At 37.6% G+C, this 18,073-nt stretch carries 20 protein-coding genes and 1 riboswitch; of the genes, 3 read left to right on the top strand and 17 right to left on the bottom strand.

What is annotated here, in order from left to right; translation table 11 throughout:
* Window positions 1-37: 37 nt before the first annotated feature.
* Window positions 38-1,279 carry an MFS transporter gene (locus tag AC1D0Y_RS09865; protein ID WP_028408011.1) on the bottom strand — a complete coding sequence of 414 codons (1,242 nt, stop codon included), beginning with the start codon at window positions 1,277-1,279 and terminating at the stop codon, window positions 38-40.
* A 302-nt stretch (window positions 1,280-1,581) separates the two neighbouring features.
* Window positions 1,582-1,869 carry a hypothetical protein gene (locus tag AC1D0Y_RS09860; protein ID WP_013056176.1) on the bottom strand — a complete coding sequence of 96 codons (288 nt, stop codon included), beginning with the start codon at window positions 1,867-1,869 and terminating at the stop codon, window positions 1,582-1,584.
* Between the two features lie 277 nt (window positions 1,870-2,146).
* Here AC1D0Y_RS09860 and cspD point away from each other — a divergent pair, with 277 nt between their 5' ends.
* On the top strand, window positions 2,147-2,350 hold the full coding sequence (gene cspD / locus AC1D0Y_RS09855) for a cold-shock protein CspD (RefSeq protein ID WP_013056175.1): 204 nt from the start codon (window positions 2,147-2,149) through the stop codon (window positions 2,348-2,350).
* A 59-nt stretch (window positions 2,351-2,409) separates the two neighbouring features.
* Here cspD and AC1D0Y_RS09850 read toward each other — a convergent pair whose 3' ends face one another.
* Genes AC1D0Y_RS09850 through AC1D0Y_RS09840 form a run of 3 tightly spaced genes read right to left on the bottom strand, consistent with a single transcriptional unit; the run spans window position 2,410 to window position 3,604 of the window.
* Window positions 2,410-2,682, bottom strand: coding sequence for a DUF2564 family protein (locus tag AC1D0Y_RS09850; protein ID WP_013056174.1), 273 nt, complete (start codon window positions 2,680-2,682; stop codon window positions 2,410-2,412).
* A 56-nt stretch (window positions 2,683-2,738) separates the two neighbouring features.
* Window positions 2,739-2,921 (bottom strand): zinc-finger domain-containing protein, encoded by a 183-nt coding sequence (locus AC1D0Y_RS09845; RefSeq protein ID WP_013056173.1) that lies wholly within the window; start codon window positions 2,919-2,921, stop codon window positions 2,739-2,741.
* A gap of 29 nt (window positions 2,922-2,950) precedes the next feature.
* A complete protein-coding gene (locus AC1D0Y_RS09840; protein WP_060746039.1) occupies window positions 2,951-3,604 on the bottom strand; it encodes a ribonuclease H family protein in 654 nt (217 codons plus the stop codon).
* Between the two features lie 219 nt (window positions 3,605-3,823).
* Here AC1D0Y_RS09840 and AC1D0Y_RS09835 point away from each other — a divergent pair, with 219 nt between their 5' ends.
* Window positions 3,824-4,222, top strand: coding sequence for a reverse transcriptase-like protein (locus AC1D0Y_RS09835; protein ID WP_016763502.1), 399 nt, complete (start codon window positions 3,824-3,826; stop codon window positions 4,220-4,222).
* A 6-nt stretch (window positions 4,223-4,228) separates the two neighbouring features.
* On the opposite strand, the gene AC1D0Y_RS09830 is transcribed toward AC1D0Y_RS09835, so the two are convergent.
* The 10 genes from AC1D0Y_RS09830 to AC1D0Y_RS09785 form a co-directional block, all read right to left on the bottom strand.
* On the bottom strand, window positions 4,229-4,504 hold the full coding sequence (locus tag AC1D0Y_RS09830; RefSeq protein ID WP_028408009.1) for a DUF6123 family protein: 276 nt from the start codon (window positions 4,502-4,504) through the stop codon (window positions 4,229-4,231).
* 61 nt (window positions 4,505-4,565) lie between these two features.
* Window positions 4,566-5,027: a divergent PAP2 family protein gene (locus AC1D0Y_RS09825; protein ID WP_013056169.1), complete on the bottom strand. Its 462-nt coding sequence runs from the start codon at window positions 5,025-5,027 to the stop codon at window positions 4,566-4,568.
* A gap of 130 nt (window positions 5,028-5,157) precedes the next feature.
* Complete coding sequence (locus tag AC1D0Y_RS09820; protein ID WP_013056168.1) at window positions 5,158-5,472, bottom strand: hypothetical protein; 315 nt, start codon at window positions 5,470-5,472, stop codon at window positions 5,158-5,160.
* A 105-nt stretch (window positions 5,473-5,577) separates the two neighbouring features.
* On the bottom strand, window positions 5,578-5,835 hold the full coding sequence (locus tag AC1D0Y_RS09815) for a DUF2533 family protein (protein ID WP_477707536.1): 258 nt from the start codon (window positions 5,833-5,835) through the stop codon (window positions 5,578-5,580).
* On the bottom strand, window positions 5,832-6,605 hold the full coding sequence (locus tag AC1D0Y_RS09810; RefSeq protein WP_060746040.1) for a nucleotidyltransferase domain-containing protein: 774 nt from the start codon (window positions 6,603-6,605) through the stop codon (window positions 5,832-5,834). The genes AC1D0Y_RS09815 and AC1D0Y_RS09810 overlap by 4 nt, the downstream gene beginning before the upstream one ends.
* Window positions 6,606-6,610: 5 nt before the next feature.
* Window positions 6,611-10,228: a dynamin family protein gene (locus AC1D0Y_RS09805; protein WP_477707535.1), complete on the bottom strand. Its 3,618-nt coding sequence runs from the start codon at window positions 10,226-10,228 to the stop codon at window positions 6,611-6,613.
* Between the two features lie 384 nt (window positions 10,229-10,612).
* Window positions 10,613-11,170 (bottom strand): isoprenylcysteine carboxyl methyltransferase family protein, encoded by a 558-nt coding sequence (locus AC1D0Y_RS09800; protein WP_060746042.1) that lies wholly within the window; start codon window positions 11,168-11,170, stop codon window positions 10,613-10,615.
* 5 nt (window positions 11,171-11,175) lie between these two features.
* Window positions 11,176-12,261 carry a type III polyketide synthase gene (locus AC1D0Y_RS09795; protein WP_477707534.1) on the bottom strand — a complete coding sequence of 362 codons (1,086 nt, stop codon included), beginning with the start codon at window positions 12,259-12,261 and terminating at the stop codon, window positions 11,176-11,178.
* Between the two features lie 224 nt (window positions 12,262-12,485).
* The gene (locus AC1D0Y_RS09790) at window positions 12,486-13,028 is read right to left on the bottom strand and encodes a GNAT family N-acetyltransferase (protein WP_060746043.1); all 543 of its coding nucleotides are present in this window, start codon (window positions 13,026-13,028) and stop codon (window positions 12,486-12,488) included.
* A 392-nt stretch (window positions 13,029-13,420) separates the two neighbouring features.
* Window positions 13,421-14,845, bottom strand: coding sequence for an NAD-dependent succinate-semialdehyde dehydrogenase (locus tag AC1D0Y_RS09785; protein WP_060746044.1), 1,425 nt, complete (start codon window positions 14,843-14,845; stop codon window positions 13,421-13,423).
* Window positions 14,846-14,975: 130 nt separating this feature from the next.
* On the opposite strand from AC1D0Y_RS09785, the gene AC1D0Y_RS09780 reads away from it, so the two are divergent.
* Window positions 14,976-15,836, top strand: coding sequence for a LysR family transcriptional regulator (locus tag AC1D0Y_RS09780; protein WP_477707533.1), 861 nt, complete (start codon window positions 14,976-14,978; stop codon window positions 15,834-15,836).
* Between the two features lie 107 nt (window positions 15,837-15,943).
* Here the strand turns inward: AC1D0Y_RS09780 and AC1D0Y_RS09775 are convergent, their stop codons facing one another.
* Complete coding sequence (locus AC1D0Y_RS09775; RefSeq protein WP_028408003.1) at window positions 15,944-17,254, bottom strand: nucleobase:cation symporter-2 family protein; 1,311 nt, start codon at window positions 17,252-17,254, stop codon at window positions 15,944-15,946.
* Between the two features lies 1 nt (window position 17,255).
* Complete coding sequence (locus tag AC1D0Y_RS09770; protein ID WP_028408002.1) at window positions 17,256-17,849, bottom strand: xanthine phosphoribosyltransferase; 594 nt, start codon at window positions 17,847-17,849, stop codon at window positions 17,256-17,258.
* 103 nt (window positions 17,850-17,952) lie between these two features.
* Window positions 17,953-18,054: riboswitch (purine riboswitch) on the bottom strand.
* Window positions 18,055-18,073: the final 19 nt, after the last annotated feature.

The raw sequence follows: 18,073 nt of genomic DNA, 5'->3' as shown, positions 1-18,073 counted from the left end.
AAAGAGCTGTCTTTTATCATAAGACAGCTCTATAAAATCACACTTCAGCTTTCTTCAGTTTTACGCCGCCTTCAGGTTTTGGTTTGATAGCTTTTAAAACTAAAATGGCACCTACTGCACTAACCCCTAGAGACGTTTGGAACACAGCCATGTCCGACCACTTCATAAGCAATGTATAAAGAGGAGGTCCAGCTGCTACTCCGACAAAGCGCATCGAACTGTAAAGAGACGTAATGGTTCCTCTCTCTTCCTTTTCAATTCCTTCTGTAATAAGCGCATCAAGACTGGGAAGAGCTGCTCCAATTCCAATTCCACCAAGCACTAAAGTGAGTAAAATACTAAAAAGAGACGTATTAAAAAATAAAATGATGAAAGAACATGTTAACAATAAAAAGCCAAAAAAAGCAGACCACTTCATAACGATTTTATTGTTGCCAACTTTTTTCCCCGCCACAAAAGAAGAAATAGATAAAGCGAGCAAGGGAATAGCCATTACTAAACCTTTTTTCGTATTCACAATATGATAACGCTCCTCTAGTATGGTCGATAGGTAAAATAAAACCCCGAATAATACAAGCATAATAATGGCGCCTAAAATAAAAATAGCCATAAGCCATCCCATATTTTCTTTGAGCGTCTTCTTCAAATCCTTTAAAAACTGCGTAATACTTTTCTTTTTTTGTTCCGATTCAGAAGAACTGTCATTTTTCGGAACTTTTACTAAAAAGATAACTAAAAGAATCGAAATAAGGCAAAGAATAGGAATGAACCAAAAAGGAAGAAACCAAATCATAGCCGCTAAAAAAGCTCCCAGTATTGGGCTTAGTACTTTCCCAAACGTATTAGCTGTTTCAATTAAACCTAGTCCTTTTGTAATTTCTTGCTCGTCTTTGAACATATCTCCTACACAAGGCATCACAACAGGCATAGCTCCTGCTGAACCTATTCCTTGAATCGCGCGGCCAATTAAAATAACCCAGAATGGATTGGCCATTTGCCATGAAGCCCAGCCTGTTAAAGCCCCTCCTACTGCAGCAAGCAGCAAACTAGGAATAATAATTTTCTTGCGGCCAAATCGATCTGATAAATAACCAGCAATCGGGATTAAAAAAATAGCGAAAATTGAGTAGACCGTGATAATCATGGATACCTGCAGCGAGCTTATCTGTAGACGTTTTTCAATCACCGGCAACACCGGAATTAACATTGAATTTCCGAGGGTCATGATAAGTGGCACAGAAGCAAGAGCAAGTAAATCCAATTTTTTTCTACTTTCCATAGCGTCCTCCAAACCTTACTTCTAATTAACGTCACAATCACACGTTTTTCAATTTAAGCTTTATAAAACCTCTCGTGTTCATTGATTTTAAAGCTTAACTATCTCATTACATAAGATGATGTATATCTATATTTTTTAGCTAAAAAGGTGATTGCTATTCATGGTTTCACTTTTCTTCTTCAATTTATTGAACTTTGTTATTTATCCCTGTTAATACTTGTAAAATCACATATTTTTAATCCTATATATGAAGAAGCGTACGAGTATCTCCGTACGCTTCTTCATATATAGGTGTCATCTTGTTACACTACTTCACCTCGATGACCATCTCCATCATACATAAACTGTTTATCAATGATATGTTCGATATATATGGTTGTCAAATCACTTTTTTTCACTTGAGCTACAATTAATCCTAACGGATCGCCAATGGTGAAGCTTGTTCCATTTTGAAACATTAGCAGCTGCTCATTTAAATGCAATACGCGCTTATAAATTTGCTCTTTCTCTAGGTTGCTGCGGCTCTTTGCTGCTTCGAGCGTTGAAAATAACAAAATGATTTCTTTTCCATTTACTTGTGTACGATACATACACGACCCACTCCTTATCACCGCGTTAAAATTATGCTGACTATACTTTTATTATAAACTAAATTTTCAGTTATTTTTCATCTCATAAGAAATTTTTTTAGTTATAATTGTACTACGTCCAGGTTACATAAAAATTTAATTTTCAGAAAAGTTAAATTTTAATATTGAAATTTTATTTCTTCTTATTATATAATATAAACAATCATTTACCTCTATTGGAAATGATAATTCGAGTTTCAGCAGCATGAGGCTGCACAGTACTAGGGGGATTCAAGTTATGCAAAATGGTAAAGTAAAATGGTTCAACAATGAAAAAGGCTATGGCTTTATTGAAGTTGAAGGCGGCAGCGACGTATTTGTACATTTTTCTGCCATCCAAAGCGAAGGTTATAAATCCTTGGAAGAAGGACAAGAGGTATCTTTTGAAATTGTAGAAGGCAATAGAGGCCCGCAAGCCGCTAATGTCACTAAGCTATCATAAATAGATCTTTTTATTTTATAGTAAAAGAGACTCTTTTCCGAGTCTCTTTTTTGTTATACCTAGCGTTTGGCCTCAGTAAGCTGCTGTTCACATGTTTGAATAGACTGCATGCACTGCTGAAGAAATTGCTCGTCTACTCCTGTGCCATGAGCTTTGGCAGATTGAAGCTGTGCTTTTGCATCATTAAGCGCATTCGTTGCCTCTTCAAGCTGCTGAGGACTCATACTCATCGTAGCTGTCCCAATCATCTTTTGAGCAGATTGAATAGACACTTCTACTTGCTTTAAATCATTATATCCCGTTGTTACTTCTTCATTTGAAAACTTATCCATTGAAAGAACACCTCCATATGGATAGAATGAAGCTGCTGCCGGCAAATTATACACGCTTACTTTTTAGTCAGCAAATCTCCATACTGCTTAATTTTTTCTCCTACGGTACACTCTTTAATACAAAACGTCTGAGCGTATGTTTTGCCCTTTTCTTTATTAAACGTTTTTTTTACAAAACAATCACTACAGTAGTAATCCAATAACTCCGTTACTTCTTCTAATAATTGTTTACGTTCCACTCTCGTTCATCTCCATTTCGTTCTGTGTGTTACACTTGCTTCCTGCTAGCAATTGGTATCCCTTGAAGAGCTTGAGTAGCAAGCTGGTCGGCCTCTTCATTTTCTTTCCTTGAAATAGGCTCATATACGGGTCGGATACCAAGTTCCTGCATTTTATCTTCTATTCGATCTAAGTACCGATTAAACTCTTCTTCGAAACAGGGCCACTCCCCAGCCAGCTGATTTAATACAACCTGAGAGTCACCTCTAAACGTTACCGGTATATGATGAACACCAAGTTCCTCAAGCTCTTGTATCAAATAATAAAAAGCAGCATACTCTGCCTCATTATTTGATTCAATCTCTTGCAACCTTGAGTTGCGTCGTATTCGGTAAGAGCTGTTGTTCTGTTTAAAATAAATCACAACCCCAAGCCCCGCTAAGAGCGTATCATGCTCATAGCCTCCGTCAAAATATGCCACAATATCGTGAGGCTCTGTCTGTACTTCCTGTAAGAGCTTTTTCGCTTCTTTTACAGTCCATTTTTGCTGTTGCTCATCAAGTAGAAAAATTTCCTTCGTTCGACCTGTTTTTTCTAAATCACCCACAATCATTAGCGCCTCATTCGCATCTGTGAAATCGGATGTGAAAATTAACTGTTTATGTTTCGAGGATTTATAATGCCATTCAATTTGGAAATTCATAACGAGCATTCCTTTCATCAGCAATTTTGAATTCAACACTTTTTCTGCTTTTTTGTATTTTATCTTCTATTATGTCTTTTCATGACAGTTTTCTTACCTAATAAGCGGATTTTAGCGTCTATACGTGCTAATATAAAATAGCTGAAGTACTTATGATACAATACTATTGATGAAAAAACATGGTTTAAGCTTATATTGTTTTAACAAGGAGGCTGTATGATGATTGAAGTTTATATAGACGGAGCCACTGCTGGTAACCCTGGTCCTTCTGGAGCTGGTATTTTAATTAAAGGAAATGGTGAACATCATCGTTACGCTATTGCTCTTGGGACAATGACGAATCATGAAGCAGAGTACCATGCACTTCTTCATGCATTAAAAATTTGTTTAGAAAAAAAGTATACGAGCGTATCTTTTCGAACGGACTCTCAGCTAGTAGACCGCGCAATGAACCAAGAATACGTTAAAAATAAAGCGTTTGCTCCTTTACTGGAAGAAGCCCTCAAATTGTCCAGTCAATTTGAGTTATTTTTTATAAAGTGGATCCCTAGCTCTCAAAACGCAGGTGCTGATCAGCTGGCAAGACAAGCCATTAATCAAAAAGAAGCAGGAATGTAATCCTGCTTAAATCATACCTGATGACTTTAAATATTGAATGGCTTGTTTTTGATTGCTAATACGATGTGATGTCAAATTCTCGAGGAGCGATACAAAAAAACTGCCGTCAAATTCTTTTTGTACTTTTAGTGTCCATTCAATTGTAAATATGACCATCTCGTCAGCTGCACGCGTATACTGCTGACCAAATGAAATAAATCCACGTGCATCTTCTGCTAAATGAAAGCCTTTTTCTTCAAGATAAAGAAGATACTCTTCAACGGTTTGAGCTGTTTTTGTCACTTTTTCGTCCCATCCTTTTGCAAAGGTTCTTCTTTATCTTAGCTTACTTTTGGCTGTTTGACTATGATTTCCCTTCTAAAAAATAGCCAATCGCTCCAAGCGCTACTCCTAAAATGGCTCCGCCAATCACTTCTTCGGGCTGATGCCCAAGCATTTCTTTCAAGCGCTGTTCCGTCAAATCGTGAAAGCCTCCGTCTGGAAGACCCGCAAGCTTTTCAATTTCTTCATCTAACGTATTCACTTTAATAGTAATTTCGCCAGTCTGCCTTCGAATTCCTTGGGCATCGTACATCACAATAATTCCAAAAACAGATGCTAACGCAAAATCAATCGTAGAAACACCTCTTTTTAACGCTACATAGGTCGCTAAAGAAGATACGCCGGCTGAATGAGAGCTTGGCATTCCACCCGACGCAGCAATCATCCGCATATCCCATTTTCCTGTTTGATACTTTTTAATGGGGATTTTTAAGGCTTGGGCTAAACCGATTGATGAAAGAGCAATGACAATTCCTTTATTCATATTGCTTCACCTCATCTATAGTTTGCGATGGATTGACATCTCGTACCCAAGCAAATATTGCCCAACAAAAAACGCCGGGCTAATCTGCTGACAGAGCAGACTAATCCCGGCGCTTTTGGAAACAGTTCTGTTATTTTTTACGCTTTTTTTGTGCAGCATTATTCATTTTGGCAGATTCAACTTCAGCATAAGAGCCGAATTCTTGGCCATATTGATTATTTGCACTTTTATTAGCTTCTAACTTCTTGTTAACAGAATTGTTTTGGTTTTGTTGCACGTTGAACTCAGAAGCAAACTCCCCAGCATAAGTGTCATTTGCACTTTTTGCACGCTTTGCTTTTTGAGCCTGATTTGCTTTAAACTCAGAAGAGAACTCTTGGTTATAATTATGCTTTGCATTGTTATTCGCTTGCGCATTTTTATTACCTAATTTTTGACGACCCATCGCTATCTCCTCCTATTTGTACCTCGTTGGTACACTATTAGTATGGATCAAGCGGTACGTCATATCCTGTTCAAATTAAGGTAAAAACACCAGAGCTTAGCACGTTTATATTCTTGCTACGTACTCTTTAACCATTTCTTCTGTCACTACTTTACGGCCTGGAATGATGGTATATTTTTGAGACAGTTCATTAATTTCTGCTGTTACAGTATTAATACCATCTACAGAAAAGGGTTTCCCTTCTTTACACAAAAGCACAGCTGCTTCAATAGCTTGCTCGCGTCGAGCTTCTAAGCTGGCAAAAGCACGTACTAATTCGTGCTGTTTTTTAGAATGGGCTGAAATTTCTTTATGTACACTCATGTTCGTTCCTCCATTATATTATGCTGAGTTAGTAAAAATAAGTTAATGTCCTCACAACTGATTTGCTTTTCCGGTAATTCTTTTAAGCTTTTTTCTATCGCTGCAGCTTCTTTCTTAATGCTGTCTAAAAAGTTTTTCATCTTTTCATTAAAAGCAACTTTCCGGCTTATCTTGCACTGTACAAATTGCTCAATGATGGATTGCTGCCTATCGTCGAGATTTGCCTGCTTACATAAATCGGCAAATAAAATAACAGGGAAACTGCGCTGCTTTACTACTACTTTCAGTGATAAAAATGCACGAATCAGTTGAAGCATCACTTTTATATCCTCTATTGTAACAGAAGATGTCAGATTTCTTTTACTATTTATCGTTAAAATTTTAAAATAATGATATCCCAATGCTTTTAAGGAATATGATTGAGCCATCATTTGCCGCAGTGGCTCAGCAAACGATGGCTTCTGATAATAAACAAGAGGCGACCATAGCCACTCATAAAGCGAAGGGTTTGATTTTGCAAACAAATAAATGGTTTTGTACAAATCCCACCCTTGCATATCATAATTGCCTTCTGCTACATTAATGACCTCCTGAGGTCTATTGAGATGAAGATAGCGTGACGCTTTATATTTGTATATAAAGCGAACGTCAAAATCACTCGCTGACGTGTCGAGTCCGTAAGCACGGCTGCCTGATTCACATGCAAACAAAATTTCCACATTATATTCTTTTTCAATTTCCTGTAAACGTTGATTTATGTGTGTAGACATAAAAATTAATGACCCTTTCTTTCCTCCAATACATGTTCTAACACCGTCATTGTACTTACCAATTCTTGAATTGGAAATTCTTCAGACACGGCTGCTTGCAGCTGTTTGTAATAATCATACCATTCTTCAGACACAGACTGTTTATGCGCTAAAACGTACTGATTCACTAAATGGGTATAGTGTGAATGAAGAGCGGCTTCTTCTTTCGCAATGTAGTGATTAACCTCTGGCTTAATACGTTCTAGTAAAGCAGCGTGAAGCTTTGCTTTCTCATTTTTTTCAAAAAAGCTTTTATTGTTTTTATACAGTGAAAGCTCTTTTTGATACGATTCATTCTCATCAAATTGATGACTTGTCACAACTTCACTGCCATTTGGAGGCTCTAAAGAGTTCAACGTTGGAGTAAACGTCGGTTCATAGCGCTGGAGCTTTGTAATGATCATTCGATGCCAGTCTTCGATTAATTTTACGATGTATTTTTCGATTCGCAAAGTGGTCGCACGCACTTCTTGCGTTGCGTCAAAGGAAATAGACGTTAATAACTCCTGCAAACACAGGCGCAGCTGCTTTTGCTTTTCACCTCGATCATCCCTTAAGTTTGCCGGACTGAAGGCTTCTTTAAAGAAGTCATCGTACCTCACAAACAGACGTTTTTTCACATAAAATAAAAGCTCTTCTAATTCTCGGTCAAACTGCTGTTGTTCATATTCAAAATGAATTTCATGCAGTTTTGCTGCTACCTGCTCATTCTTTATGTGAAGAGATTGAATGTATCGCTTTTTATCCACTTCTGATTTTGTTTGCACCTGTTGCATTTCATTGGCAACTGCTAAAATTTGTTCGAAATCTGCATAAACACTTTGGATAGCAAGCTCTGGTAATTCATAATTTATGAAGCGGTAAAACGCATTTTTGAATGGCAGAAACATTTTATCCTCGTGGTTTTGCAAAGCCTGTAAGCTTGATACCGGGTATAAGCGCGGAAAGCGTATACCATACTGTTCAAGCTGCTCTTTTACGTACGTCTGAACTAACTGCAGCTCTGTATCCGAGCTGGCTAGGTCCGCTGCATTTACTAAGAAAAACATTTTATCAAGCGCAAATACATCTTTTACACGGCCAAGCTGAATAAGAAATTCGCGGTCAGCTTTTGAAAACGCATGATTATAATACGTTACAAATAAAATGGCATCTGCATTTTTGATATACTCAAACGCTACTCCCGTGTGCCTCGCATTGATTGAATCAGCTCCGGGTGTATCAACGAGCGTAATGCCTAAGCGAGTAAATTCACAGTCATAATACAGGTTAATAAATTGAACAAAGCACGCTTTTTCTTCTTTGGCTACATAATCATGAAATCCTTCCGTATCCACTACAACTTCTGAACCGATATGCTGCTTGACTTCGCCGTAGCCTTTTTCTACTGCCTGTAAAAACGACAAATGCAGCTGCAGCTCTTCTGTTGCCTGCAGGGTTGGAATAATTGTTAGCGCTTCGTCAATTGATTCTACTTCATGATGAAACAGCTTAAGTGCACCATTTAAATCTTGGATCATCTGCTCGTTTGTTTTCATTTGCACAACAGCTGTTTTATGCGGCCGTTTTTCTGTTGGAGGCATAATTTTATTGATGGTTGCTGTTGTTGGGTTCGGAGATACAGGAAGTAATCTTTCTCCAATCAACGCATTAGCAAAAGATGACTTACCGGCACTGAACGCCCCGAATAAAGCTACGGTAAACGTTTGATTTGATAGCTTTTTACGCTTTTCTTGAAGCCTGTTAATAAAGCGGTCTAACTTTCCAAATGAACGGAGCTGTTCGAGAACAGCTGATACATCTTGAAGAACCTTTTCTGTTCCTGTTTCATGCGCAGCTTCCTCAGGCTCTGAAACTAACTGCTGCTCACTCACGGCTTCATGCTTTTCTTCAGCTTTCATGATGCCCGTTTCATATTCTTCTTGTAACATATATGACAACTCGTTCGCATCTTCTGCCGTTAGGTCGTCATCAGTTTGCTGTAAAGATTGAAGCAAAGCTTTTGTACGTGCCAATTTTGCTTTCATTTCCTGAAGAGATGTATACGCTTCTTCAAATGCTTCATATTCCTGCAAGTGCTGATAAATTTTTTCACGCTTTACTTCATCTTGCTCGATTTTGCTTTGTTCAATTTGCGCATAAAGCTCATATAATAATCGCGTCGCTTTTTTCTTAATATGATCGGCTACATCTTTTGCGTACGTTAAAACATAATCACCATTAATTGTAGCTCCTGCCTTTACCGTTTCAATTAAATCATGCGGCTCTAACGGAATTTCAAACTGCTGAACCTGGCGTATAAGATCCGGGTCGGTAAGATTTTGATTTTTCACCAGCTCTTGCACATATTGCTGCAAGTGCCACTGCAGCTGAGAAGCTGCACGTTCTTTCATATCATCAAAAAATAACGTCAGCCGCTCTTTTTTTACTTCCTCGGTCTTTTTCTTAGCAAATAAAAGACCCACTTTAAAATCAGGCTTTGTCGTTTCTAAAAACAGCCTAGCTTTTTCTCTCATTTCATATGGTGTTAAATTGGCGTTGCTTAGTATCTTACCTGTTTCTTGTTGGTACGTTTCTGCTAGCTGCTTTTCAGCCCACCTCATTTCCGCTTCTTTTTCGAGAAGCTGCTCTTTTTGCTGCTTATTGATTTCATGGTTCTCAAGCGTCAGCTTATGGCGCAGATCGTCATGAATCGTTAACTTTTCTTCTTCTTGGTCTTCAATAAAGGCAAGGTGATCGTCAATTACCATTTGCATCGCATGTTGAATATGCTGATGTCGGTTTTCTTTTTCCGTCATCATAGCAAGTAATAGAGATTTTACGTACGAAAGGTCGTTATGACGGTTGGTTGGCTCTTTTAACGACGTATAGAAGATTCCTTCTGGTCTCACATTCCACTTTAAAAATGACGTTTCTACAGATTCTTTAAATGCTTGAAATGTTAGCTGATCTTCTTGGTGTTTATCGATTTGATTTACAATTAAATAAAGCGTTTTATTAGCTTCTTGCAGCTGTTTTGCAAATTGAAGATTTAATTCTGCCTGCACATGATTATAATCCATCACGTAGAAAATAACGTCCGCTAAGTGAAGAGCTGACTCGGTCGATACACGATGCGCATCATCTGTTGAATCAATTCCCGGTGTGTCCATCACCACAACATTTTTAGGAATAGCATCTGTATCTATCGATAAATGAATGGACTCTACTTCATCTCCATCGACAGCAAACTGCTTAATTTGCTCATACTCATAAGGCGCTTCATAACGCACCGGCGGCTGTTTGTGGTAATAAACGGTTGCATGCTCATCCCCAGCTTTTACTGATACTAAGTTTGCGCTTGTTGGAATAGGACTTGCAGGCAAAATTGCTTGCCCCATTAATTCGTTAATCATGCTCGATTTTCCAGCCGAAAAATGTCCGCAAAAAGCTACAACAAATTCACCGTTCACCCACTTTTTTAACAGCTGTATTGCTTTTGCTGCCTGCTGTTCATCTCCAGCTGCTTGAAATTGCTTATGTAAATGAAAAAGAGATGCTTCCAATCGGAGATTTTCTTGATGTTTCACACTCACTTTACCCATTATTACTCTACCCCTTTTGCCTCATTCAAGACTGTATTTAAATGTTCTCTATCCAGCTTCATTTCTGCTTATTCTTTCTCTATTTTACTTGATTCGCATGCGTTTTCCCATAAAAAACTGAATTTTTAGTTACAAAAACAATAAAAAAAGCTGTCAATAATTTGACAGCTTTGTATCGTATTTTTTATTCATCGCATGTATGTTACGCCTTTTGGGCTTTTTCAATATTTTTCATTACATACGTTGTGACGCCAACATATGTAGCAAGAGCTCCGATCACAAAAAGACTAACCATTACGTCCACCACCGTTTCTACTTGATGAAATTGATAATCTTTATCATTTGTTTCATCTTATCATGAAAGATAATCATTTTCAATTAGTTTTAAGATTTTTTTACAGGAAAGAAACGTCCCCTGTTTTGCATCACTTCGCCGTAATTTGTTTCATTCGTTAACGCTTGCTCTTCTAAGGGAATTCTAACAGCTAATATACACAAATTGAAAACAGAAAAAATAGCTAACGTCCAGTATGCCTGAAACATAAGCGGAACTAACACCAATTCTGCCGCTACTACCGTATAGTTAGGGTGCTTCATAAAACGATAAGGACCTCTTAGCACAACTTTCGCATTAGGCAAAACGATAATTTTTGTATTCCAATACTTTCCTAACGAAGAAATAGCCCATATTCTTGCAAGTTGTACAAGCGCAAAAAAGCTAAACAACAAAAAAGAAAAGTGATACATTCCATCGTTTAATACATACACTTCCGTAAAAAGAGCAGCAAAAAAAGCGGCATGCATGCTTACCATCCATTTGTAGTGACTTTGACCAGCTTCGTATGCTCCCTGCTTCTTCATCCAAGCTTCATTTCTTTTGGCAATAACCAATTCACATAGACGCTGTAAGATAATAAATACAAAAAAGCTATAAAAAAACAATCGCTTTACCTCCACTCTAATAGAAGCATTTCAGAACTAAATCCAGGGCCAAGAGCTGTTAATAAACCGTATTCTTCACTCGAAATTTCTTTCTTCATAAAGCGGTCTAATACATACAAAACGGTTGCGGAAGACATGTTTCCATGGTTTTTAAGTACATCTAGGGAATCAGCAATCATATTTTCGTTTAGCGACAGCGTTGATACATATGCTTCAAGCACTTTTTTCCCTCCAGGATGAGCAACAAAATGCTTTAAATCCCGACTAGTCAAATGCTGTGTTTGTAAAAATGACTCAACTTCTCCGCCTAACCACGAATCGATAATCGTGGGAATATCTTTTGAAAAGACAACAAATAGTCCATCATTTTTGATCTCCCACCCCATTACATCTTCTGAATTGCGCATGAGTGTCGATTGTGTATGTAAAATGTAAGGATAGCTTTTTGCAAGGGCAAAAGTGGTATCAGCTTCGTCACCTGCGACTAAAGCAGCCGCTACTCCATCTGCAAATAAAGACGTACCGATTAAGTTGCTTTTTGAACGATCATTTCGCTGAAAAGTTAAACTGCAAAGCTCAATGGATAAAACAAGGACTTTAGCACGCGGAAAGGCTTTGCAATACTCATAAGCTCTTGAAAGCCCAGCCGCTCCTCCAGCACACCCTAATCCCCAAATAGGAATTCGTTTTGTGTGGTCTGAGAACGCAAGCTTATTCATAATTCGTGCTTCAATGCTAGGCGTAGCTAAACCGCTTGTTGAAACATAAAAAATAGCCTCAATTTCTCCACATGGCAAAGGGGTACTTACATAGTTCTTATTTGTTAAGCAGTCTTCAATTGCTTTTGTACCTAATTCAACAGCAGATTCTATAAAAGCATCATTTTTTTCTTCAAATGTATGGTCTTCTTGAAACCAAGATAAGTCTTTGGCAAAATTACGTTTCTCAATTTGACCATTTTGAAAAACGGTTAGCAGACGATTAATATCTTTAAACGATTCGGAAAAAAGTTCTTTTGCAAATAGCAGCGTGTCTTGCTGAGTTAATTCATAGGGGGGAACTCCAAATCCAACTGAGATAATCTTTGGCATACACTTCACCTCTTTGATTGCGTTACATTTAACATTTGTAATAGCTGGGGATTTATTCAATTCTTTTTTAGTGGAATGGAGGCGAAACATAAAAAAACTTTCCTGTAACTCAGGAAAGTCTACGTTTTGAAGAAGTGTATGTTTGTTGTGCACTTTTATTATAGCGCAAATAATCTGAATGTACAGATACAATTTATGGATTGACGAAAATAAGTGCTTATTTTTCATGAAAAGAAAATGGACATATAGATTTCATCTACATATTCATTGTTGAAATAAGCTTGTTCTTTCATAACGCCTTCTTGTTCAAATCCTACCTTTTTATACAATTCGTATGCCACTTTATTCGAAGCAAACACAGTTAAAGAAAGTTTATGAAGATTATTTTCTTTGCACCAGTTTAGCGTATAATTCATAAATTGTTTTCCTATTCCCATTCCCTGTGCTTTTGAAATAAGCCATGTACGGAAGAGCCCCGTGTGGCGCTTCATTTTAATTTCGCCTCTAAGAACACGTGCAATTCCAAGAACTTCATCTTCGACTTCAGCTACAACGTACATGTGATTGTTCTTTTCTACTGATGCAATAAAATCTTGCTCTTCTTGGACTGTGCGCGGCTCATCTTTTTGAATAAATTCACCGGCTTCAATAATTTCTCTTACCGCTGTTGTAATATGCTCTGCATCGCTTGCCTGCGCAGGGCGAATAGTGACTTCACGTCCGTCTTTTGCTTTAAATTTCACTATGTTTTTCTCTGCTGTAATCATCTATATCAACTCCTATATTTTTCACCATTCAGTACTACTATTTTGGTTCTAGCTTGCGTAATTTATCAGTGGTAAAGTTCTGCTTTTCATTTCATCTAACAAGCAATCATATGCATTTGTTGTATTACCCACGCTTTAGACAAAGCTAAACCATTTTTGAAATATTTATTCTTGCACAGACACCCTAGAAATGCAATTAATTGCGCTAAAGAACTATTATTCCAAATTTTCTTTACAAAAGTGCATAAAAAAAGCTAGGACACAACGAAACACCTGAAAGTTACGTCCACCTTAACAACAAAAAAATACGAACTAACAACCAATCATTTTGATTATTAGTTGCTAGTTCGTATTTCACTTCGACTAAAATATTTTTGTCCCTCTGCTTTTGATTAAAGTCCCATTGAGATATATTTTACTTCTAAATAATCTTCAATGCCGTAATGACTTCCTTCGCGTCCAAGACCACTTTCTTTAAAGCCGCCGAATGGAGCTTGAGCTGCAGATGGAGAGCCATCATTTACTCCTACAATGCCGTATTCTAACTCTTCAGATACAAACGTTGCTTCCTTAATGTTTTCTGTAAATACGTAAGCGGCTAAACCATAAGGGCTATTGTTTGCTCGTTCTACGGCTTCTTCTACTGTTTTAAATGTTGCTACAGGTGCCAATGGTCCAAACGTTTCTTCAAACATGCAATTCATGTCATCAGTTACATTTGTAATAATTGTCGGCTCCATAAAGAAACCGTTTTTAGTTGTTATAGCTTGTCCGCCAACCACAACTTTAGCTCCTTTACTTTTTGCATCCGCAATTTGTGCTTTTACTTTCTCAACCGCTTTATCGTTAATTAACGGTCCAACTTGTGTACCTTCTTCTAATCCATTTCCTACTGTTAATTCCGCCGCTTTTGCTGCAAATTTTTCAACAAAAGCATCTGCAATGGATTCTTGTACATATACGCGGTTTGTGCAGATGCACGTTTGACCTGCGTTTACGAACTTAGAAGCAATTACGCCGTTTACAGCAGCGTCTAAATCTGCATTTTCTGTTACGATAAACGGTGCGTGACCGCCTAATTCCAGCGATAATTTTTTCACAGTATCAGCAGCACCGCGCATTAAATGTTTGCCAACCGCTGTTGAACCAGTAAATGTTAATTTTCGGATACGTCCGTCTTTTTGCCATGTGTCACCAATAGCTGCTGCATCTCCAGTAACAACATTGATCACACCTTTTGGAACTCCAGCTTCTTCTGCGAGCTCTACTAAACGATATGCTGTAAATGGTGTTTCTTCAGATGGTTTTAGAACAATTGTACATCCTGCTGCAAGAGCTGGGGCCACTTTACGCGTAATCATTGCTGCAGGGAAGTTCCATGGTGTAATAGCTGCTACAACGCCAACAGGCTGTTTTTTAACCGTAATACGTTTATGTGTATGATGAGCTGGAATCGTTTCACCGTATACACGCTTTCCTTCTTCAGCAAACCAAGCAATATAATCATTGCCATACTGCACTTCACCTTTTGCTTCTGCAAATGGTTTGCCTTGTTCCGTTGTCATAATTTCTGCTAGTTCATCTTTATGATTTTCAATTAGTTGATGCCATCTCATTAAAATAGCACTGCGCTCTTGAGCGGTTCTTTTCGACCATGTTTTAAAAGCTGCAGCCGCTGCCTCAGCGGCAAGTGCTGCTTCCTTTGCGCCTGCCTTTGGAATTTGTCCTATTACTTCTTTTGTTGCTGGATTGACTACATCAATTTTCTCTTCTGTTGTTGTCCATTCACCGTTAATATATAGTTTGTTTGGATACATCATTCATCCTCCTAGTTGTGTGAATTTCTTTGTGCTGTGTTAACTACACTATATACACTAGCATCTTCATTGATTTATGAGAACTTCCCTTCTATACTATGGGTATAACAAAAGGTTATAGGTGATAAATATGAAAACAGAATGGCTTGAGTCTTTTATTGAAACAGCCAAAACAAAAAGCTTAAGCAAAGCAAGCGAACAGCTGCATATGACGCAGCCCGCGCTCAGTAAGCAAATGAGAAAACTAGAAGAAGATTTAGGGGTAACATTATTTATTCGCTCCGCTACAGGAGTAGAATTAACCTCAGCAGGTGAAATTCTTTTACAAGAAGGTGAATCCATACTATCAAGCGTTCATGCTCTTCAAAAAAAATTAGTGTCTACGCAAGAAGCTTGTGATTTAACTATCGGAACGTGGCAGAGTATGGCTGCTTTTTACTTACCTTATCAACTGGCTTCTGCTAAAGATCACAATCGCCATATTGATATAAAAACCTCGCATCACTATTATGATTTGTTAGAGCAGTTAGAAAGCAATCAAATTGATGGGGCTTTATTTGATGATCGAGAGGTTCAACATACTTACTGGTCAAAACTATTATTCAAAGAAGATTTTTATTTATTTGTGAATGATCAGCACCCGTTAGCCGAAAAAGAAAGCGTATCATTTAAAGATTTTAAAGAAGAACCCATTGTAGTTCTCCCGCCAGGGTGCGATGTTCGGACACTAGTAGAAAAAGCGTACAATCGTCATAACTTAAAAATTTCCATTGCCAATGAAATTGAATTTGCGCAAAGTATTATGGGATTTATTTCAGCTAATTTAGGTATTTCAATTCTGCCTGAAATTTTTATGCGCCATTTACAAAGCTCAACCATTAAAGCGTTATCCATTACAGACTTCAAATTCAAAAGAGAAATTTCATTAGTGGCAAAAAACCCTGATGTGGGAAAAATGCTTTATACACTGTTTTTCAAAACACGGTCTTAATAGGAAAAACGAACAAATTAGGCCTATGTTCCCCATTACAATGAAAAGATCCGAACGATTAATCGTTCGGATCTTCTCAACTAAAATATTTTTGTCCTAGCCTCTTTTTATTTCGATACTACTTCATTTGTTAACTTTGTTTCTGCAACTTGCGTACGTGGTGATTTCATCATATTAAAGACAATATTTAAAAAGATTGCTGTAAAACTCCCCATTACAATACCGCTTCCAGTAAGAACTTGAAGACTATCTGGTAAGTTTTTGAAGAGTTCAGGTACAACCGTCACCCCTAGACCCATGCCAACCGAACATGCAATCACAAGAAGGTTTTCTTGTTTTGCTAAATCAACTTGACTAAGGATTTTAATACCTGAAGAGATTACCATTCCAAACATAGCTACCATTGCTCCACCAAGGACAGAGCTCGGGATAACCGTCGTCACGGCTGCGATTTTAGGTAGAAAACCCAAAACGATTAAAATTCCACTCGCTGCAAATATAACATTTCTTGTGCGAACACCTGACAATTGTAAAAGTCCTACATTTTGAGAATACGCTGTATAAGGAAATGCGTTAAAAAATCCGCCTAATAAAATCGCCAGTCCTTCTGCACGATAGCCTTTAGATAAATCTTTTTCATCCACTTCTTTTTTACAAATATCACTAACAGCAAAATAAACGCCTGTTGACTCGACAATACCAACAAGTAAAACGAGGAACATTGTCAGAATGGCCATAATATTAAAAGTTGGCATCCCAAAGTACAAAACATGTGGCATATGAACCCACGCTTCTTCTTTTACACCGGAAAAATCTACTTTTCCCATAAAAGAAGCTGCAATTGTTCCAACAACTAATCCTAATAACACGGAGACGGAGCGCATAAATCCTTTTGTAAATCGATACAGAACAATAATTAATAACAAAACGCCAAAACCTAAACCTAAATTGCTCAAGCTGCCAAAATCTTTACTTCCTTCTCCTCCGGCTAAATCTTTAATCGCTACAGGAATTAACGTAATTCCAATAATCGTTACAACCGAGCCCGTAACTAAAGGAGGGAAAAACTTAACCAATTTACCTAAAAAAGCAGAAAGAAGGACAATGAGTAAACCAGCGACGATAATAGAACCATATATGGAAGAAACGCCGTAAGAACCTCCAATTGAAATCATAGGTCCTACTGCAGTAAACGTACACCCTAATACAACTGGAAGACCAATTCCAAAAAAACGATTTTTCCATACTTGCAGCAGAGTTGCCACACCACACATAAATAAGTCAATCGCCACTAAATACGTAAGCTGCTGCTGAGTCAAGCCAATGGCTCCTCCAACAATAAGCGGAACAACAATCGCACCTCCGTACATAGCTAAAACATGCTGTAAACCAAGTGAAAAGACTTTTCCTTTATTCATATTAAACCTCCACTGTTGGTTTATCTTCAGCAAATGTAACTTTACCATTTGATAAAGACTGAATGCGTGCTAATGATTCTACTTTAACGCCTGATTTACGAATTTGTTTTCCTCCATCTTGGAACGCTTTTTCAATAACAATCCCAATGCCGCCTACTTTAGCACCTGCTTTTTGTACGATATCCATCAAGCCGAATGCAGCTTGGCCGTTTGCTAAAAAGTCATCAATAATTAAAATCACGTCATCTTCTCGAATAAATTTATCAGCAACTGAAATTTCATTTTCTTCTTTTTTTGTAAATGAATATACTTTTGATGTAATGAGTCCGTCTTGAAGTGTTAAAGATTTTCTTTTTCTGGCAAACACCATCTCAACGTTTAGCTTCAATGCGGTCATAATCGCTGGAGCAATTCCTGATGATTCAATCGTTAAAATCTTCGTAATTCCTGCATCTTCAAAACGTGAAGCGAATTCTTCTCCAATTTCTTTCATTAATACAGGATCCATTTGGTGGTTTAAAAATGTGTCTACTTTTAAAACCGTGTCCGATAATACGATACCATCTGTTAAAATTTTGTTTTGCAAAGCTTTCATAGTTCGTTCCTCCAACGTTTGTATTAAAAAAGCTCAAAAACATAGCTGCACTCGTATATGAGTAGAGCAATGTCCTTGAGCTGTTACGCACAAAAGTGAAAAACAAACTTCATCGCTCACCCATAGTCAAACTATTTACGGTAGTTTGGTAGATACTTACGAGCCTTATTCTCGTCATTATATGAGTGCGTTATTGAGTTAATTGTATTATATCAGCAAATCTT

The sequence above is a fragment of the Priestia sp. P1_B12_1 genome (assembly GCF_056406695.1).
Note: the sequence above shows the minus strand (reverse complement) of the source record. Positions and strands in the feature narration are given on the sequence as shown.

What these genes read in the sequence shown, in the direction of transcription:
- AC1D0Y_RS09865 (WP_028408011.1), bottom strand. Translation starts at nt 1,279, where the DNA reads ATGGAAAGTAGAAAAAAATTGGATTTACTTGCTCTTGCTTCTGTGCCA.
- AC1D0Y_RS09860 (WP_013056176.1), bottom strand. Translation starts at nt 1,869, where the DNA reads ATGTATCGTACACAAGTAAATGGAAAAGAAATCATTTTGTTATTTTCA.
- cspD (WP_013056175.1), top strand. Translation starts at nt 2,147, where the DNA reads ATGCAAAATGGTAAAGTAAAATGGTTCAACAATGAAAAAGGCTATGGC.
- AC1D0Y_RS09850 (WP_013056174.1), bottom strand. Translation starts at nt 2,682, where the DNA reads ATGGATAAGTTTTCAAATGAAGAAGTAACAACGGGATATAATGATTTA.
- AC1D0Y_RS09840 (WP_060746039.1), bottom strand. Translation starts at nt 3,604, where the DNA reads ATGAATTTCCAAATTGAATGGCATTATAAATCCTCGAAACATAAACAG.
- AC1D0Y_RS09835 (WP_016763502.1), top strand. Translation starts at nt 3,824, where the DNA reads ATGATTGAAGTTTATATAGACGGAGCCACTGCTGGTAACCCTGGTCCT.
- AC1D0Y_RS09825 (WP_013056169.1), bottom strand. Translation starts at nt 5,027, where the DNA reads ATGAATAAAGGAATTGTCATTGCTCTTTCATCAATCGGTTTAGCCCAA.
- AC1D0Y_RS09820 (WP_013056168.1), bottom strand. Translation starts at nt 5,472, where the DNA reads ATGGGTCGTCAAAAATTAGGTAATAAAAATGCGCAAGCGAATAACAAT.
- AC1D0Y_RS09815 (WP_477707536.1), bottom strand. Translation starts at nt 5,835, where the DNA reads ATGAGTGTACATAAAGAAATTTCAGCCCATTCTAAAAAACAGCACGAA.
- AC1D0Y_RS09810 (WP_060746040.1), bottom strand. Translation starts at nt 6,605, where the DNA reads ATGTCTACACACATAAATCAACGTTTACAGGAAATTGAAAAAGAATAT.
- AC1D0Y_RS09805 (WP_477707535.1), bottom strand. Translation starts at nt 10,228, where the DNA reads ATGGGTAAAGTGAGTGTGAAACATCAAGAAAATCTCCGATTGGAAGCA.
- AC1D0Y_RS09795 (WP_477707534.1), bottom strand. Translation starts at nt 12,261, where the DNA reads ATGCCAAAGATTATCTCAGTTGGATTTGGAGTTCCCCCCTATGAATTA.
- AC1D0Y_RS09790 (WP_060746043.1), bottom strand. Translation starts at nt 13,028, where the DNA reads ATGATTACAGCAGAGAAAAACATAGTGAAATTTAAAGCAAAAGACGGA.
- AC1D0Y_RS09785 (WP_060746044.1), bottom strand. Translation starts at nt 14,845, where the DNA reads ATGTATCCAAACAAACTATATATTAACGGTGAATGGACAACAACAGAA.
- AC1D0Y_RS09780 (WP_477707533.1), top strand. Translation starts at nt 14,976, where the DNA reads ATGAAAACAGAATGGCTTGAGTCTTTTATTGAAACAGCCAAAACAAAA.
- AC1D0Y_RS09775 (WP_028408003.1), bottom strand. Translation starts at nt 17,254, where the DNA reads ATGAATAAAGGAAAAGTCTTTTCACTTGGTTTACAGCATGTTTTAGCT.
- AC1D0Y_RS09770 (WP_028408002.1), bottom strand. Translation starts at nt 17,849, where the DNA reads ATGAAAGCTTTGCAAAACAAAATTTTAACAGATGGTATCGTATTATCG.